Source organism: Pseudomonas syringae group sp. 243L2 (assembly GCF_032587875.1).
Classification (GTDB): domain Bacteria; phylum Pseudomonadota; class Gammaproteobacteria; order Pseudomonadales; family Pseudomonadaceae; genus Aquipseudomonas; species Aquipseudomonas amygdali.
The window spans coordinates 316,277-333,702 of sequence record NZ_JAWHPL010000010.1 but is presented as its reverse complement, the minus strand read 5'-3'; the positions used below and the strand labels follow the sequence as shown (position 1 = coordinate 333,702).

The following is a 17,426-nucleotide window of genomic DNA, read 5'->3' as shown; positions in this document are numbered from 1 at the left end:
TTTTTTAGGTGTTTTTCAGGACAATTCAAAAAGGAAGCTGTCGTGACGATTGCCAGAGAAGGGGCCGCCGGGGTAGCGAGCGCGGTGGCCAAAAGTGTCAAGTATCAAGGCCGCAAGGCGGCCCGCGAAGGCAGTGAACAACGCAGACAGGTCATTCTCGATGCGGCCATGCGTATTGTGGTGCGCGACGGCGTGCGCGCTGTACGTCATCGTGCAGTGGCCGCTGAGGCCAGCGTACCATTGTCGGCAACCACCTATTACTTCAAGGACATCAATGACCTGCTCACCGATGCCTTTGCCCAGTATGTACAGCGCAGTGCCGATTATCTGGCGCGGCTTTGGCAGAACACCGAAGGTATTCTGCGTGAGATGATGAGCCGCAGTTCGGGCAGCCCGACCGACCGTTTTCGACTGGCTGACGATATTGCGCGTATGGTGATGGAGCACATCCGGCACCAATTGCTGACCCGACGCGACTATCTGATCGCCGAGCAGGCGTTCTACCACGAAGCGCTGATCAACCCGCGTCTGACCCCGCTGGTGATGGCCCATCAGGAAATTCTGCTGCAAGGCAGTTGTCAGTTCTTTCAGGTGATTGGTTCGTTGCAGCCCTATCAGGATGCTCAGGTGTTGACGGGGCTAATCCGGCGCATTGAGTATCAAGGCCTGCTGCATGGCCCACAGCGTCAGGCGGACGAAGAAATGCTCTGTATTCTGACCCGGCAGATGCGTCTGGTTTTGGGGACGCCGCAGCCGGTTCGAGGGTGACTATACTTCGTTCGACGTGCTCTGGGTCGGCGGTTCAGACAGCTTGACGACCCTGCCAATTTCGATATTTTCCAGCGGTGGCGTGTTCTCATGCCGCCGAGCAGTAGCGAAACAGCCAGCCAAGGAGTACCGGTGGACGAGTATCAACAGACTATTCGTGCGTTATCGGATCGGATCGTCGTTGCACAGACGCCGATTCGCATTCTGGATGCAGTTAAATGGGATGAGACAGTTCGCAAGGAGTTTCTGGCCGCCAAGGGCAAGGCGCTTCCTGCCGTGGACCGTGCCTATTACGAAAACCGTCCGCTGGGCTTCGATTCGGTCGCCTTGAAGCAAGAGTTTCAGAACATCGAGCGGGATGTCACGCGTCAACTCGGGCAGTTCAACCCGGTCGGGCAGATCATGCGCCGCATGTGCCGTGAGTACCGCATGGTGGTGCGTATGCTCGAGGCCCGCGGTACGTCCGACTTCGGCCTGATTTCTCAGGAACTGTACGGCGCGGCATCCGACGCCTTTCACGCCGGTGACCCGACGCTGGCCGATCTGGGCCTGATGCTCTCGGATTACCTGAACAACATCGCCGGGCGTGGTGACCTCAAGGACGAGCCGAAAACCCTCACGGCCAAGGACGCTGTTTCGTTGCTGCAATCGCGTTTGAACCGTGTGTTCGGTGAAGCCGAGGAGACCATTCGGGTTTTCGAATCTGACGGTATCGTCGCCGACGCGGCTGCCGGTGCCGACTACATCAAGATTCGCACCGATGCGATGTTCAACGAGCGGGATGTACGGGCACTGGAGGTTCACGAAGGGCTGGTGCATGTCGGCACCACGTTGAACGGGCAAAACCAGCCTATCTGTACGTTCCTTTCCAAAGGTCCGCCTTCATCGACGGTGACTCAGGAAGGCCTGGCGATTCTCATGGAAGTCATCGCCTTTGCCTCCTACCCCAGCCGTTTGCGCAAACTGACCAATCGCACCCGTGCCATTCACATGGCCGAGCAGGGCGCTGATTTTCTGCAGGTATTCGAGTTCTACCGCGAGCAGGGCTTCGGCATGTCGGAGAGCTATGGTAATGCCAGTCGCGTATTCCGCGGCTCGGTGCCCAACGGCTTGCCGTTCACTAAAGACCTGTCCTATCTGAAGGGTTTCATCATGGTCTACAACTACATTCAGCTGGCCGTGCGCAAGGGCAAGCTTGAACAGGTGCCGCTGCTGTTCTGCGGCAAGACCACGCTGGAAGACATGCGTACCTTGCGCCAACTGGTAGATGAAGGACTGGTAGTGGCACCCAAATACCTGCCTGAGCAGTTCCGTGACATGAACGCGCTGTCGGCCTGGATGTGCTTCTCCAACTTCCTCAACCACCTGAGCCTGGACCGTATCGAAGCGGACTACTCGAATATTTTGTAGGCCGAACTGACTATCGTGCCAATGCTCCGCGTTGGCACGCAGTGGGTGACGCTCGGCGTCTCAAATCTGCGCCGCGCTGCACAGTCAGGATCGGACGCAGAGCGTCCAGAACGGCATTCCCACGCTGGAGCGTGAGGAACGATAATCTTGTAACTATCGTGCCATTGCTCTGCGCCAGCACGGCAGTGATGTGGCGATGAAAACAACAAGGAAACCCCATTTGAAACTGCTCGGCATCTTCACCCTGGTCCTCGCGCTCACAGGCTGCAGTTCGATGTTGTTCTATCCCGAGCAAGGTGTTCCGTTCACACCAGACAAGGCTCGTTTACAGTATCAGGACGTGAACCTCACCGCCGCCGACGGTACACGCCTGCATGGCTGGTGGCTGCCCGCGAAAGAGGGTGTGCCGGTCAAGGGTACGGTGCTGCATCTGCATGGCAACGGCGGCAATCTGTCCTGGCACCTTGGTGGCGTCTGGTGGTTGCCCGAGCAGGGTTATCAGGTGCTGATGCTGGATTACCGTGGCTATGGCGAGTCGCAGGGCGAACCGAGCCTGCCGGCGGTCTATCAGGATGTTCAGGCCGCTTTCGACTGGTTGAACACTGCACCGCAAGTGCAAGGCAAACCCCTTATGGTTCTGGGGCAAAGCATTGGTGGAGCGCTGGCGGTGCATTACTTGTCAGAACACCCGCAGGAGCGCTCGCGGCTCAAGGCGTTGGTGCTGGACAGCGTGCCGGCCAGCTATCGCAGCGTCGCGCGAAACTCGCTGAGCAAGTCGTGGCTGACCTGGCCATTGAAGACGCCCTTGTCCTGGCTGATCCCGGAGGCCGACAGTGCCGTCAACGGCCTGCCACGATTGGCCGGCACACCGATGCTGATCTTTCACAGCATGGACGACACACTGGTGCCGCTCGCCAACGGTATCGAGCTGTACAAGGCCGCGCCTCCACCGCGCGTATTGCAACTGACCCGTGGCGAGCACGTACAGACGTTCGCAGACCCTCTCTGGCGTCAGGTGATGCTGCGCTATCTGGACGACCCGACGCATTTCAATGGCCTGCGTCGTCTTGCGCAAGTGCCCAACTACCCGATCCCCGATACACCGCCAGCGCCATGAGCCGCGACCGTAACGTCAACGGCATGATTCTCAGCGCCGTCGGTGCAGTCATCGGCACCGTCGGCTGTCTGTGGTTTTACGGCTACCTGCACTTCGCAAAGCCTGAGGATGCATTGCTGCTCGGCGAATTCACTCTGCTCAAGACCGTGCCAGGCGAGGACTACAAGATCGCCGCGACGCCAGCTGTCGAGGTGGCGCAATGCGTTGATGGCGTGCTGGTGCTGTTCGACACATCGCGAAAGGGCTTGTCAGGTGTGTTGATCGATGACCACAGGCAAGCGGTGCGGTGCATCGGCCAGCAGACGCCACAGCAATAAACACGGCGATAAATTTTCGGCATTAAAAAGCCCCGCCTGTATGCGCAGGCGGGGCTTCAGTGCAGCGGCTCAGTCGCTTATTTCATCGACGAGCGCGGTGCAACAGGCTGGTTGTCGTTGGAGATGGTGACTTCCACACGACGGTTCATGGCACGGCCCGAGTTGCTGGTGTTGTCAGCAACCGGATATTCCTTGCCGTAACCCATGGTCACAACGCGTGCTGGATCTACACCCATACGTACCAGTGCCATGCGAACCGAATTGGCGCGGCGCTCGGACAGCGACTGGTTGTAGGAAGCAGAACCTGTGCTGTCGGTGTAGCCTTCAACGATCACTTTGCGATCAGGGTTTTCCTGAAGGAAAGCAGCCAGCTTGCCGATGTCGCCTTGAGCGGTCGGCTTCAGATCGGCCTTGTTGTAGTCGAACAGCACGTCACCGAAAGTCACCAGCGTACCGCGTTCGGTCTGCTTGGCGTTCAGGCTGTTCTTCAGCGCAGCGATCTGAGCATCACGAGCTTCCAGACGTGCCTTGGCGCGGTCGGCAGAAGCATTCTGCAGAGCAGCTTCGGAGGTGCGCAGGGCGATGGTCTGCTTGGCCAGCTCTACGCGCTGGTTGGTCAGATAAGACAGTTGGTCAACTTTCTTGACGTCATCATCGTTACGGAAAGCCTGTTCTGCCTTGGCCAGCCATTCGCTGGCGTCTTTGGTTTCAAGCGCCGCGACTTTGGTAGCTTCCGGGTTGGTCTGCAGCGCGGTGAAGTTGCTGCGGGCCTGTTCCAGATTAGGGTTAGGCTTGGTTGCACAGGCTGCCAGGGCAACACTCATGGCCAGCAGAGCAGGGATCATCAATTGTTTACGCATAATATGGTCGTCCTTTAATCAGTTACGAATTCATGAAAACAGAAAGGGTTCAGGGCAATCACTGCACCTGACGCAGGCCTTCTTCACGGAGTTCGTTGACGCCCTGACGAGCATCCTGCACAGCCTTGGCAGCTTTGGCGGCCTGAGATTTGCGCTCTGCTACACGAGCGTCCCACTCGGCTTGTTCAGCCAGGCGGCGAGCTTCGTCGTACTTGTGATCCTGCATGGCCAGATCAGCTTCTTTGAGCTTGTCCTGAGCCGACTTCATTTCCACCGCTGCGAATTCGGTACCGCCAGCGCTGACGGCGCTGTTGACGGCCGATTGCGAGACTGCATATTGCTCGGATGGCGGGTTACCTGCGCAACCGGCGAGAATAAAGGTGCTACCGAGCGCCAGCGCAGCCAGCTTGAGACCGCGCAGGCCTTTGAACTTGGTTTTGGCAGTTAAGGTGTTCATGGTGATCAACTCCATTGTCTGACTCCGAACGTGGTTATCCATGACAGTTGTTGCATCAAGTCCGGGCATGAGGTCGTACAACCGCCTGCTGCCTTTCGGGCTTTCCTGTAATGGTTAAAGGCTCCGACCTGCGCTGTTTTTGAATAGTTCAGATAAATATCTACTGTGTGGTCAGGAATTTTCAGGGGGCTTCAGGAAGCGGTCAGCATGTTGATCGGCATGTGAACGGACGTCGCTGCAGGATTAATCAGGCGTTGAGGCGCGGCTTTTTGTCGAACCATTTGTCCAATTGCAGGCTTTTGGTGCACTGTTGGCAATGCGGATTCGAATTCACGTACGCCCGCGCTGTTTTGCGGGTACGCAACTGAGCCCAGACAAAAAACGGGAGAGGAACGATGGCCGATATCGATGCGCGTCTGCGCGAAGACGTTCACCTGCTGGGTGAGCTGTTGGGTAACACGATTCGTGAGCAGCGAGGCGCTGAATTCCTCGACAAGATCGAACGTATTCGCAAAGGCGCCAAGGCGGGCAGGCGCGGTTCTGCAGAAGGTGCCGAGCAACTCAGCGCCAGTGTCGACGGGTTGGGTGATGACGAACTCCTGCCTGTGGCCCGTGCGTTCAACCAGTTTCTCAACCTGGCCAATATTGCCGAGCAGTATCAGCTCATGCATCGCCGTGACGATACCCAGCCTCTGCCCTTTGAGTCGCGGGTGTTGCCCGAGCTGCTTGACCGCCTGAAAACGGAAGGTCACACGCCTGATGCCTTGGCGCGCCAACTGAGCAAGCTGGAAATCGAGCTGGTGTTGACGGCTCACCCCACCGAAGTTGCGCGCCGTACGCTCATTCAGAAATACGACGCCATCGCTGCGCAGTTGGCCGCGCTCGATCATCGCGACCTCAACAGCACCGAGCGCGCACAGATTACCTCGCGCTTGCAGCGTCTGATCGCCGAGGCCTGGCATACCGAAGAGATACGGCGTATCCGTCCCACGCCGGTTGATGAGGCCAAATGGGGTTTTGCGGTTATCGAGCACTCCCTCTGGCACGCCATTCCGAACTACCTGCGCAAGGCTGACCATGCACTGCACGCAGCGACCGGCTTGCATTTGCCGCTGGAAGCCGCGCCGATCCGCTTTGCCTCCTGGATGGGCGGAGACCGTGACGGCAACCCGAACGTCACGGCCAAAGTTACCCGTGAAGTATTGTTGCTGGCGCGCTGGATGGCGGCTGACCTGTATCTGCGTGATGTGGACAACCTTGCCGCAGAGCTGTCGATGCAACAGGCCAGCGACGCCTTGCGGGCCAGCGTCGGTGACAGTGCCGAGCCTTATCGGGCAGAACTCAAGCGTCTGCGTGAGCGCCTGCGCGCGACGCGCAATTGGGCCAATGCCTCATTGAGCGAGACCTTGCCTGCGCCTGAAGCGGTGCTGCGAGACAACCGCGAGCTGCTGGACCCGCTGCTGCTGTGCTTCCAGTCGCTGCATGAGTGCGGCATGGGCGTGATTGCCGACGGGCCGCTTCTGGATTGCCTGCGCCGTGCCGTCACGTTCGGCCTGTTTCTGGTGCGTCTGGATGTCCGCCAGGACTCCAGTCGCCACTGTGCGGCGATGACTGAAATTACCGATTATCTGGGGTTGGGTCGCTACGAAGAGTGGGACGAGCAGACCCGCATCGACTTTCTGTTGCGCGAACTGAACAACCGCAGGCCGTTGCTGCCAAGCTACTTCAAACCGGCAGCCGACACCGCAGAAGTGCTGGCAACCTGCAGGGTAGTGGCAGCCGCTCCGGCAGCGTCGCTGGGCTCTTACGTCATTTCGATGGCAGGTTCGGCATCCGACGTGCTGGCCGTGCAGTTGCTGCTCAAGGAATCCGGGCTGCAACGGCCGATGCGTGTGGTGCCGTTGTTCGAGACCCTGGCTGACCTCGATAACGCCGGGCCGGTGATCGAGACGCTGCTCGGCTTGCCGGGCTATCGTTCGCGTCTGCACGGCCCGCAGGAAGTCATGATCGGTTATTCCGACTCGGCCAAGGACGCGGGCACTACGGCGGCGGCCTGGGCCCAGTACCGCGCGCAGGAAAAGCTGGTGGAGATCTGTCGCGAACAGCAGGTCGAACTGCTGCTGTTTCATGGTCGCGGCGGTACGGTTGGCCGTGGTGGCGGCCCCGCGCATGCGGCGATTCTGTCGCAGCCGCCAGGTTCGGTAGCCGGGCGCTTCCGGACCACCGAGCAAGGGGAAATGATTCGTTTCAAATTCGGCCTGCCGGACATCGCCGAACAGAACCTCAATCTCTATCTGGCAGCGGTGCTGGAAGCGACCCTGCTGCCGCCACCACCTCCGCAACCGTCTTGGCGGACGATGATGGACCAGATGGCCGCTGACGGGGTCAGCGCCTATCGCGCGGTAGTGCGCGAGAACCCTGAGTTCGTCGAGTATTTCCGTCAGGCAACGCCCGAGCAGGAACTGGGGCGCCTGCCACTCGGCAGTCGCCCGGCCAAGCGCCGCGAAGGTGGCGTGGAAAGCCTGCGCGCCATTCCGTGGATCTTCGCCTGGACGCAGACGCGTTTGATGCTGCCCGCCTGGTTGGGTTGGGAAGCCGCACTGAGCAAGGCTCTGGAGCGTGGTGAGGGTACGGTGCTGGCGCAAATGCGCGAACAGTGGCCGTTTTTCAGAACCCGCATCGACATGCTGGAAATGGTCCTCGCCAAAGCTGATTCGGACATTGCCCGACTCTATGACGAACGTCTGGTCAGTGCTGAGCTGCAACATTTGGGCGCACATTTACGCGACCTATTGTCGCAGGCGTGCAAGGTGGTTCTGGGGCTGACCGGGCAGAAGCAACTCCTGGCACACAGCCCTGAAACGCTGGAATTCATCAGTCTGCGCAACACCTATCTCGACCCGTTGCATTTGCTCCAGGCCGAGCTGCTGTCCCGCTCCCGCAGTCGCGAAGCCAGTCTGGACAGCCCTCTGGAACTGGCGCTGCTGGTGTCTGTAGCCGGGATCGCTGCCGGTCTGCGTAACACTGGTTAAACACGCGCATTACTTTAATTGCCGGGCCGTTTTGGCCCGGCATTGGCAAGACCGGGTTTGCAGGTTGGCCTGCCGGAAACGTTGATACAGGTCACGCCGCTCGACAATCGGGGCGCGCAAGCCGGTGCGCACGCGGTTAATGCGACTTTTGGCGGCTTGTGCGGCCTCGGTCGGCTGTGTATCTTGATCAGCCTTTCGGCCTGTTGGCCTGATTATTTTTAGATTGGCCCCCGAGGCGAATCCGTTGATTTCACTATAAAAATTTTGAGGAGCATGACGATGCGCGTGATTCTGCTAGGAGCTCCCGGGGCCGGTAAAGGTACTCAGGCAAAATTCATCACTGAAAATTTCGGCATCCCGCAGGTTTCGACAGGCGACATGCTGCGCGCTGCAGTCAAGGCTGAAACCGAGCTTGGCCTGAAGGCCAAGAGCGTCATGGACTCGGGTGGTCTGGTTTCCGATGACCTGATCATTGGTCTGATCAAGGATCGTCTGGCCCAGCCGGATTGTGCGAACGGCGTTCTGTTCGACGGCTTCCCGCGCACCATTCCTCAGGCCGAAGCCCTGTTGAAAGCAGGTCTGGAAATCGACCACGTGCTGGAAATCGCCGTTGATGACGAAGAAATCGTCAAGCGCATGTCGGGCCGCCGGGTTCACGAAGGCTCTGGTCGCATCTATCACACCATTTTCAACCCGCCGAAAGTCGAGGGTATCGATGATGTGACTGGTGAACCGCTGTTGCAGCGCAAGGACGACGTCGAAGAAACCGTGCGTCATCGCCTGTCGGTCTACCATGCCCAGACCAAGCCGCTGGTCGAGTTCTACAGCAAGCTGGAAGCAAAGAACGGCAAGCCCAAGTGCAGCCATATTCCAGGTGTTGGCTCGGTTGAAGAAATCACTGCAAAAGTACTGAAAGCACTGGAGCCTGAAGCACAGAAGTAAGACTCTCAGTCTGAACAATATATGGCCCGCTTGCGGGCCATTTGTCATTTATACTGCTGCACTTTTTCACCTTGACCATGATGGAAACACCGATGACCACCTTGCTGGCCCTGGATACCGCCACTGAAGCCTGCTCGGTCGCTTTGCTGCACGACGGCAAAGTGCTGAGCCACTACGAGGTGATCCCGCGCCTGCATGCCCAGCGGCTGCTGCCGATGATCAAGGACCTGCTGGCCGAGGCGGGTATCGCGATGTCGGCGCTCGATGCCATCGCGTTCGGGCGCGGCCCTGGCGCTTTCACCGGCGTGCGCATTGCCATTGGCGTCGTGCAAGGTCTGGCATTTGCGCTGGAGCGCCCGGTATTGCCTGTTTCCAATCTTGCCGTGCTTGCCCAGCGTGCCTTTCGTGAGCATGGCGTGTCTCAGGTGGCATCGGCCATTGATGCGCGCATGGATGAGGTGTACTGGGGTTGCTATCACGAGACAGCCGGGGAGATGCGTCTGCTCGGCAACGAGGCGGTCATGGCACCCGAATTGGCAACGCTACCTGCGCACGCCAGTGGACAATGGTTTGGTGCCGGTACCGGCTGGGGCTATGCCGAGCGCATTCCGGTGAGTCTTGCCGGGCATGACGCAGGCATGCTGCCCCATGCGCAGGACTTGCTGACGCTGGCGTCCTTCGCCTGGGCGCGTGGCGAAGCCCTGCCGGCAGACGACGCCCAGCCGGTCTACCTGCGCGACAAGGTTGCAACACCCAAAGCGCGTTGATGTGATTGGCTTCAAGGCACGCCACAGTGTTCTGCTGTCGTGCCTGTCCAAGTCATGCTATTCCGTCTATAGCTGGAAAAATATCAATTCGCCAGCTACCGTTTATCGTCTGAATGGTCTTTAATCTCATTTGGCGAAAACAATTTGCAATATGTGTGGTCTAGTTATCGTTAAGCAATTTGCGAACTACAAGGCAGTAACGCTAAATTGCCACTATCGACGCCGAGTATATAATCGATGCGCATAGACGGAACCTCATCACGCTCTTACCCCATCAAGCGCAAGCCGCAGAAAACGCCTTCGACCGTTGAAGGCTCTTTCGAGGAAGTCGTAGTTGATGCCGAGTTGCCGCCGCCTCCGGCGCAGGCTCGTCGCGATGCGGGTGATTCACCGATTGGCAGCACTGCCAATGTGCCTGCGCGTCCGCAAGACATCATTTTCCCGCGCTCCATGAGCTCTCGTGTCGCTCACGCACTGGCCAGCTACCTGACCACCGCCAGCTTTGTCGATTGGGACCTTGAAGTATCGGGGCTCGATCTTCACGTTTGACTGTGTCTCGCCTGCCTTACTACCTCGGTTGTCCGTCATGGAGTGAAAACGCCTGGCGAGACTCGTTGTACCCGGAAGACGCCCGCCCCAATGATTTCCTGAATCTCTACACTCAGGTATTCAACGCTGTCGAAGGCAACACCACATTCTATGCCCGTCCAGCTGCCACAACGGTGCAACGCTGGGCGGAAATAATGCCTGCCGATTTTCGTTTCACTGCGAAATTTCACAAAGACATCAGCCACAACGGCGACCTGCGTGATCAGGTGGGCGCCGCCGAGGAATTCATCCGTCTGCTCGCGCCGTTGGGTGAGCGGATTGCGCCATTCTGGCTTCAGTTGCCCGCCAGCTTCACACCGCAGCGCCTTGCCGAGTTGGTCGGGTTCCTCGATGAACTCAATGTGCCTTTGGCTGTGGAAGTGCGCAACATGGCCTTTTTCATGAAAGGTGACGAAGAACGCATGCTCAATCGCCTGCTGTTGGATCGAGGCATTGAGCGCATCTGTCTCGACTCCCGGGCATTGTTCAGCTGTGTATCGACTGATCCTGCCGTCCTGCACGCGCAATCGAAAAAGCCCAAGGTGCCACCGCGTCCGGCTGCGCTGACGCTGTTTCCCCAGGTCCGTTTCATCGGCGGTCCTGACCTGGAGGCCAATGATCAGTTTTTGGTGCAGTGGGTGGAAAAGGTCGCCGTGTGGATCGAAGAGGGGCGCACGCCTTATGTCTTCCTGCACACCCCGGACAACGTCAGGGCTGCCGAGCAGGCCATGCGCTTTCACCAGCAACTGATGGCGCGATTGCCTGGCTTGCCGGCATTGTTTGAGCTGGATCGTGGGCCTCAAGTGGAACAGTTGGGCTTGCTCTGAGGTCTTCCAGAGGGGGCTGACAGAGCCCGACCTTGTGGAGAGCCCGCTTATGGATTCGCAACTGCGCTATTTGCCACCCACTTACAAACCTTTCGTCAAATCCACCCCTGTTGTATGGAGCATGGGCTTAGCATGCGCGTGATGCTGGTATTCCTGCTGCTCTGTGCAATAGGGGCGTTTGCAGTCTGGCGAGGCTGGGTCGATGTGCCTGCGCGCTGGAACCCCTGGGCGCCTTTGGATGTGCGGGCCGAGCCCAATTTTCTGACGTCTTACAAGCTGTCACGACTGCAGAACGACCCTGCGCTGTGCGACCAGGTGCTGAGTACGTCCGGGCTGCGTTTCAGTCGTCAGGCCGACAGTGAACCTTCTGCTCGCTGCCCTCTGGAAAATACCCTGCGCATTCAGGGCGGCGACGTGGCGCTGAGCAGCAGTTTCCTGGCCAGTTGCCCATTGGCGGTGGCCTATGCGCTGTTCGATGTCCACACCTTGCAGCCCGCTGCCCAAGCGGTTTTCGGCCAGCGGGTAGCGCGAGTAGATCACTTGGGCAGCTTTGCCTGCCGCAACATCTACAACCGGGCCAACGGCCGCCTCAGTCAGCACGCGACCGCCAATGCACTGGATATGGCAGGTTTTCGCCTCGCAGACGGTCAGCGCATCGGGGTTCTCAAGGATTGGGACGACGAAGGGGACAAGGGGCGTTTTCTGAGGCTGTTACGTGACGGCGCCTGCAAAAACTTCAGTACGGTGCTCGGGCCTGAGTACAACGCGGCGCATCGCGATCATTTTCACGTTGATATGGGGCGCTGGTCGGTGTGTAGGTAGCGAGCCTGTAAGCTGCCGGCAAGAGCGTTGGGGCTTATGCCGCCATCCGCAGATTCTGCAGGATCAGCGGGCGAGCCCAGCCGTTCTCGTAGTCGAACTGGCGTTGTTGGGCAGCAATGGTCTGCTCATCCAGGGGCAGGGCAGGCTTGTCGGCCAGTTCCCATTCGAATTCGGCGATTGGCAGGTGCAATGGGCGCGGTTGAGGGCCGGGGCCCGGGTTGACGCTGTCGCTGTACGGGTTCAGAACGGTAGGGCGTACCCAGTGGCTCTCGAATTCCAGATGGCGTTGTTGTTCGATCAGCTCAGCCATGCTGAAGGGCTCGGCAGGCGGCGGCAGCAAGTCAAGGTCGAACTCGGCAATCGGCAGGAACAGCGGCTCAGGTGGTTTGACCTCGGTGTCGGTGACCGGGCAGGCACGTTGCTCGACAATCTTGCTCAGGGTTTTTGCGCCAGCGACCGGTTCGCCTGTTTCAACATCCACTTCAACGGCCGTCGGGTGCACCGGCACGGGAGTGCTTTCACTGACCTGATCCGCCATCGCTCGGGCAAATGCATCCGACCACAGCTGCGTCACACCACCCAGTGTGCGGCTGTTGCGAACGCTAAAGTCGCCTGAGTGCGACAAATAGCCGATGGATGATTGAACAATCTCTGACATAGCGATCAGTACTGGCCTTGGGTCTGGCAAAATGCCGGATACTTGGTTATCGGCAGACTTTGCCGATCATTAACAATTTTTGAGTGTGTGGGCGTAATGATTGAGCAGCAAACAGGCAGTCGTATCCGGGTCGAAGCGCTCGCGGTCGCAGGGCAGGAGCAGGCGGAGCATTGGGCGCAGCGTCTAGGCTTGCCGTTGCACGACGCGGAAGCTGATTTTGCGTTGCAATCGACCGACGATGGCCTGCAATTGCAGCAGTTGGGCGACGATGCGCCTGGCGCTGTGCGAGTTGATTTTGTCGAGGGTGCAGTGGCACATCGTCGTCTGTTTGGCGGTGGCACCGGGCAAATGATTGCCAAGGCCGTCGGTATTCAGCCAGGCGTTCGTCCCAGCGTGCTGGATGCCACGGCAGGTTTGGGCAAGGATGCGTTCGTGCTGGCAAGTCTTGGTTGCGAGCTGAGCCTGATCGAGCGTCAGCCGATTATTGCTGCACTGCTGGAAGACGGTCTGGCGCGCGGACGCGATGATCGTGATGTGGGTTCGATCGTTGCCCGGATGCATTTGTTGACCGGCAACTCCATTGAAATCATTCGTGGCTGGACAGCGGAGCCGCCGCAGGTCATTTACCTCGACCCGATGTTCCCGCATCGGGAAAAAACCGCTCTGGTCAAAAAGGAAATGCGCCTGTTCCGGCCTCTGGTCGGCGATGACATGGATGCGCCTGCATTGCTGGAAGCGGCTCTTGCGCTTGCCACCCACCGTGTTGTGGTCAAACGCCCGCGCAAGGCCCCCTGCATTGACGGGCCAACGCCAGGTTATGCGCTGGATGGAAAATCCAGCCGCTACGACATCTACCCGAAGAAGGCCTTGAAGCCTAAGGCAGTCACAGACGATAGCGGTGCATAGCGCCTGTAGCGTCGACGGCCTGAGCCCGAATCAAACGCAGATGCGCCCGTGAATACAGGCGCTAACCCTGCACTCAAAGCGCGCCAAATACCTTCTTCGCCAGGCCTGTAGCGGCCGCCGCCGGGTTGGCGCGAATACTTTCTTCCTGTTTTGCAATCATCTCGAACAGCCCGTTCAGCGCTTGTTCGGTCACGTAGCTTTCAAGGTTGGCATTTTTGCTGTCCAGCGCGCCAAATGCCGCCGCCTTGCCGGCGAATGCGTTGTATTTCTGTGCCAGACCGACTTGATCGGTAGATTTCTTGACGATAGGCAGGAATTTGGCGCGGATCTGTTCGCGGCTGGTGCTGTTGAGGTACTGGGTGGCCGAGTCCTTCCCGCCGCTTAAAATGGCCTTGGCGTCGGTCACGCTCATCTTTTTCACGGCGTCTACCAACAACGCCTGAGCCTGAGGCACTGCAGCTTCGGCGGCCTGGTTCATGCTGGTTTCCAGCTGATCGACCTGAGCACCCATGCCAAGCATTTTCATTTTTTTCGCGACCTGACCGAGTTTGCCTGGCAGCTCGATACGCACCGCTTCATTCTTGCTGAAACCGCCGGGAACACCGAGCTGTTTGACCGCGACCTGTGCGCCTTGGGTCAGCGCGTCTTTGAGACCACCGGTCGCATCCGATTGCGAGAGGTCGTTCAGCGACAGGGCGAAGACGTTGGCCGACAGCAGCAGCCCGGCGCATAGACCAGCGAAGGTGAACGAAAAGCGAGGCATGAGAGCGTCCTTGTGAGAAGTGGGTACGGGATCAAGCGTATCAGGAACTTGCGGTATCCACCCGAAGCCGGAAAGAAACAGTGCTGTTTAGTGCCGATGGAAATGATGCGGCGTGCAACAACAAAAACAACAACGGCGCGTTGAAAACGCGCCGTTGATGAAAGCCTTTGCAGCGAAGAACAATCAACCGTTCACTTGAATGACCTTGATCTTCAGACCGCTCTGATCCTGCGGCATAGCCCAGTTCAAACGGCAATGGCACTTGCTGGGTAATCTGTGTTTCGCGGGCGTCAATGACAGTGGCTGGCACATCAGCCAGGCTGCTGTCACTCAGGGTGACAATCAACTTGCAGCCAGTTGGCAGAGAGAGGCGTGGCAGGTAATAAACTTCACCCTGAAGACGTACCAGGGGTTCGCTGGACATTTCAATTTCCTTATTGAGTGTGATGAGTACCAGTCATGGGTACAAACCACACCTTGGCAGCGGCCGGGGAGCATAAAACACGTGCCTAAATATCCCCGGCTAATTGCGGAAAAGCCCTACGCTACCCCTTCACCATTTCCCGCATCCTGCTCTTCTTCATTGCTGTGTAACGCCACTTGCCGTATCGACAGACGGATTTCGGCCGGCAACACCCGCTTGGCCGCACCTTCTGCCAGTTCGCCCAGCATCGGGTGATAGCTCAGCTTGCCGGCGCTGTCCTTGCGCAGCACGCCCAGGTCCAGCAAGGTCTGGATGAAGTGCCTGAATAGACTCTTGTCGAAGAACTCTGGTGCATTAAGGCCATGCAGAATAGACAGGCGCTGGGCCATGACCGTACACAGGTCTTCCAGCTGCTCGGCACTCAACGTGTTCTGTCCACTGTTGAGTAACAAGGCGATTGCCATGTAGAAGCGCTGCAGGGTCTGCGCGATGGCCCGTGACAACAGGGTCAGCAGCACGAACTCGCGGGAGCTGGGCTCCGGACGCACATAGACGTCCTTTTTAAAGCGCAGCAAGCCTTGCTCGACGAACGCAGCCAGCCATTGATCGACCACCTCATCCAGCTCGCTCAGCGGCCAGCGAATGAACAATTCAGATTGCAGGAACGGGTACAGCGCACGCGTGTAGCGCAGGATCTGTTCGCGGCTCATGCGCGACGAGCTCTGGAAAAAGCTGGCCAGCAATGCGGGCAGGGCAAAGATGTGCAAGACGTTGTTGCGGTAGTACGTCATCAGGACTGCATTCTGTTCGTTGAGGTACAGAATTTTGCCCAATGCATCTTTTTGTTCGGCGAGCAGGTCCATGCCTTTGACGTGCTCGATCAGCGAGCGCCCGTCGCCTTCCGGCAACGTGGTGTGCGGCGAGTAAGGTACGGCGCGCAGCAGCGTCAGGTAAAGGTCGAGAACACGCTCCATGGCCTGATCGTCCAGCGCCAGCCTTTGCGTTGACAGCAAGGCCACAGCAACCAGGTTCATCGGGTTGACGGCGGCGGCTTCATTCAGGTGCTGGGCCACACGTTCACCCAGCCGATGAGTGGTTTCGCTCAGCCATTCCGGGCGAAATTGCGGTGCCAGCGCCTGCTCGCGCCAGTCCGGTTGTTCGCCGTCAAGGAATTCGGCCAGCTTGATGGGGGCACCGAAGTTCACCGATACCTGGCCGAAACGCTGCTTCAGCGCACCGATGACTTTGAAGATGTCGAAGATCGACTCTTTCTTCTTGGTCGCTCCGCGCAATTCGCCCAGATAGGTACGGCCTTCCAGCACGCGCTCATAGCCGATGTACACCGGGACGAACACAATCGGCATCCGCGAGTTGCGCAGGAAGCTGCGCAGGGTGATGGCAAGCATGCCGGTTTTCGGTTGCAACATGCGCCCGGTCCGCGAGCGACCGCCTTCGACAAAGTATTCGACCGGGAATCCTTTGATGAACAGCGTGTGCAGGTACTCAGTGAAAACCGCTGTATACAGCGGGTTGCCCTTGAATGTGCGGCGCATGAAAAACGCCCCGCCACGGCGCAGCAGGCTGCCGACGACCGGCATGTTCAGGTTGATGCCGGCAGCGATGTGCGGCGGCGTGAGCCCGTTGCGAAACAACAGATAGGACAGCAGCAGGTAATCGATATGGCTGCGGTGGCAAGGGACGTAAATGACTTCATGCCCTGGCGCCACTTCCTGCACGCCTTCGATGTGGCTGACTTTGATGCCGTCGTAAATCTTGTTCCAGAACCAGCTGAGGACGACTTCCATGAAGCGGATGACGGAATAGGTGTAGTCCGAGGCGATCTCGTTGCCGTAGCTCAGCGCCCGGTCCCGTGCCTTGTCCTGGGTGATGTTCTCCCGTTCGGCTTCTTCGATGATCGCCTGCTTGACCAGCGGCTCGTCCAGCAGCCCTTTGACCACGGTGCGCCGGTGCGAAACGTCCGGGCCGATGACCGCGCTTTTCAGGTTGCGAAAGTGCACGCGCAGCAGACGCTGGGTCATGCGCAGGGTCAGTTCGTAACCTTTGTTTTCACCCACCAGCTCGCGCATGTGAATGGGCGCGGAAAACTGTACACGGGTCTTGCGACCCAGAATCAGAATGCTGACCAGACGACGCAAGCGACCGGTCACTGCCCAGCTGTCGGCGAACAGCAGTTTCCAGGCGCTGGACTCGCGGTCAGGTGACTGGCCCCAGAACACGCTGACCGGGATGATCTGCGCATCTTCGCCGGGGTTCTGGCTCACGGCTGCGACCAGACGCTCCAGTGTCGGCGGTGCGCCGCGCTTGTCCTGGCGGCCAAGCCAGTCAGGTGCCGGAGTCAGGTAAAAGAATGCAGCTGGCTCTATCAGGTTGCCGACCGCTACCGACAATACGGGGCGAGGCAGGCCAGCCTTGCGACATTCTGTGTCGATCACCGCCAGATCGCTGATCGACGGCGACTGCAGGGCATAGAACACCGGACGGCTACGGTCCAGGTTGAGCGTAAAAGACGACTGATTGATGGTTTCCGAGCGCACCCAGAGATACAACAATCGGCGCAGGGTGCCGAACACAAGACGACGGAACGGAGAACGGGTCATACGGCTTCTGCTGAGTCAGGGACGGGCGACTGCCCGAGATGGGCGTCAGTGTGACGTATCCCGAAGCGATCGGCAAAAAGCCTGGTGTTTGTAGAAGAGTAAATACTGAGCGGCCACCTTCGAGAGCCACGACGGCACATCCTGATGCCG

17 protein-coding genes are annotated in these 17,426 nt (G+C 58.8%); 11 read left to right on the top strand and 6 right to left on the bottom strand.

Translation table 11 applies throughout. From position 1 onward, the window contains the following. Nucleotides 1-42 precede the first annotated feature (42 nt). The 4 genes from RYB66_RS05505 to RYB66_RS05490 all read left to right on the top strand — a co-directional run bounded on the left by RYB66_RS05505 (nt 43) and on the right by RYB66_RS05490 (nt 3,612). Complete coding sequence (locus RYB66_RS05505) at nt 43-768, top strand: TetR/AcrR family transcriptional regulator (RefSeq protein WP_005743405.1); 726 nt, start codon at nt 43-45, stop codon at nt 766-768. Between the two features lie 90 nt (nt 769-858). Beyond that, a complete protein-coding gene (locus RYB66_RS05500) occupies nt 859-2,178 on the top strand; it encodes a flavohemoglobin expression-modulating QEGLA motif protein (RefSeq protein WP_183132719.1) in 1,320 nt (439 codons plus the stop codon). Between the two features lie 220 nt (nt 2,179-2,398). After that, the gene (locus RYB66_RS05495; protein ID WP_044299193.1) at nt 2,399-3,295 is read left to right on the top strand and encodes an alpha/beta hydrolase; all 897 of its coding nucleotides are present in this window, start codon (nt 2,399-2,401) and stop codon (nt 3,293-3,295) included. Next, nucleotides 3,292-3,612, top strand: a complete 321-nt coding sequence (locus tag RYB66_RS05490) for a hypothetical protein (RefSeq protein WP_002554756.1) — start codon at nt 3,292-3,294, stop codon at nt 3,610-3,612. Before RYB66_RS05495 ends, RYB66_RS05490 begins: the two co-directional genes overlap by 4 nt. 77 nt (nt 3,613-3,689) lie before the next feature. Here the strand turns inward: RYB66_RS05490 and RYB66_RS05485 are convergent, their stop codons facing one another. Together RYB66_RS05485 and RYB66_RS05480 are read right to left on the bottom strand one after the other, a co-directional pair. Further along, nucleotides 3,690-4,472, bottom strand: coding sequence for an OmpA family protein (locus tag RYB66_RS05485; protein WP_002554755.1), 783 nt, complete (start codon nt 4,470-4,472; stop codon nt 3,690-3,692). A gap of 58 nt (nt 4,473-4,530) precedes the next feature. After that, entirely contained in the window at nt 4,531-4,944 is a 414-nt protein-coding gene (locus tag RYB66_RS05480; protein WP_004657980.1) for a DUF4398 domain-containing protein, read from the bottom strand. A 380-nt stretch (nt 4,945-5,324) separates the two neighbouring features. On the opposite strand from RYB66_RS05480, the gene ppc reads away from it, so the two are divergent. From ppc to RYB66_RS05450, 6 genes are all read left to right on the top strand, one after another. Further along, a complete protein-coding gene (gene ppc / locus RYB66_RS05475) occupies nt 5,325-7,961 on the top strand; it encodes a phosphoenolpyruvate carboxylase (RefSeq protein ID WP_316893954.1) in 2,637 nt (878 codons plus the stop codon). 279 nt (nt 7,962-8,240) lie between these two features. Beyond that, the gene (gene adk, locus RYB66_RS05470) at nt 8,241-8,903 is read left to right on the top strand and encodes an adenylate kinase (protein WP_005778401.1); all 663 of its coding nucleotides are present in this window, start codon (nt 8,241-8,243) and stop codon (nt 8,901-8,903) included. A gap of 92 nt (nt 8,904-8,995) precedes the next feature. Then, complete coding sequence (gene tsaB, locus RYB66_RS05465; RefSeq protein WP_005743411.1) at nt 8,996-9,670, top strand: tRNA (adenosine(37)-N6)-threonylcarbamoyltransferase complex dimerization subunit type 1 TsaB; 675 nt, start codon at nt 8,996-8,998, stop codon at nt 9,668-9,670. Between the two features lie 237 nt (nt 9,671-9,907). Next, on the top strand, nt 9,908-10,219 hold the full coding sequence (locus RYB66_RS05460; protein ID WP_002554750.1) for a hypothetical protein: 312 nt from the start codon (nt 9,908-9,910) through the stop codon (nt 10,217-10,219). Nucleotides 10,220-10,221: 2 nt separating this feature from the next. Beyond that, complete coding sequence (locus tag RYB66_RS05455) at nt 10,222-11,085, top strand: DUF72 domain-containing protein (RefSeq protein WP_010201500.1); 864 nt, start codon at nt 10,222-10,224, stop codon at nt 11,083-11,085. 132 nt (nt 11,086-11,217) lie between these two features. Continuing rightward, nucleotides 11,218-11,907 (top strand): extensin family protein, encoded by a 690-nt coding sequence (locus RYB66_RS05450; protein WP_057405435.1) that lies wholly within the window; start codon nt 11,218-11,220, stop codon nt 11,905-11,907. Nucleotides 11,908-11,941: 34 nt separating this feature from the next. Here the strand turns inward: RYB66_RS05450 and RYB66_RS05445 are convergent, their stop codons facing one another. Next, nucleotides 11,942-12,565 carry a hypothetical protein gene (locus tag RYB66_RS05445; RefSeq protein WP_002554747.1) on the bottom strand — a complete coding sequence of 208 codons (624 nt, stop codon included), beginning with the start codon at nt 12,563-12,565 and terminating at the stop codon, nt 11,942-11,944. A 96-nt stretch (nt 12,566-12,661) separates the two neighbouring features. Here RYB66_RS05445 and RYB66_RS05440 point away from each other — a divergent pair, with 96 nt between their 5' ends. Next, the gene (locus RYB66_RS05440) at nt 12,662-13,471 is read left to right on the top strand and encodes a class I SAM-dependent methyltransferase (protein ID WP_057405436.1); all 810 of its coding nucleotides are present in this window, start codon (nt 12,662-12,664) and stop codon (nt 13,469-13,471) included. A 73-nt stretch (nt 13,472-13,544) separates the two neighbouring features. On the opposite strand, the gene RYB66_RS05435 is transcribed toward RYB66_RS05440, so the two are convergent. The 3 genes from RYB66_RS05435 to plsB form a co-directional block, all read right to left on the bottom strand. Beyond that, a complete protein-coding gene (locus RYB66_RS05435) occupies nt 13,545-14,234 on the bottom strand; it encodes a DUF4197 domain-containing protein (protein ID WP_002554745.1) in 690 nt (229 codons plus the stop codon). Nucleotides 14,235-14,274: 40 nt separating this feature from the next. After that, entirely contained in the window at nt 14,275-14,658 is a 384-nt protein-coding gene (locus tag RYB66_RS05430) for a YbaY family lipoprotein (RefSeq protein WP_057405437.1), read from the bottom strand. A 116-nt stretch (nt 14,659-14,774) separates the two neighbouring features. After that, nucleotides 14,775-17,276 carry a glycerol-3-phosphate 1-O-acyltransferase PlsB gene (gene plsB, locus RYB66_RS05425; protein WP_057405438.1) on the bottom strand — a complete coding sequence of 834 codons (2,502 nt, stop codon included), beginning with the start codon at nt 17,274-17,276 and terminating at the stop codon, nt 14,775-14,777. Nucleotides 17,277-17,426 lie beyond the last annotated feature (150 nt).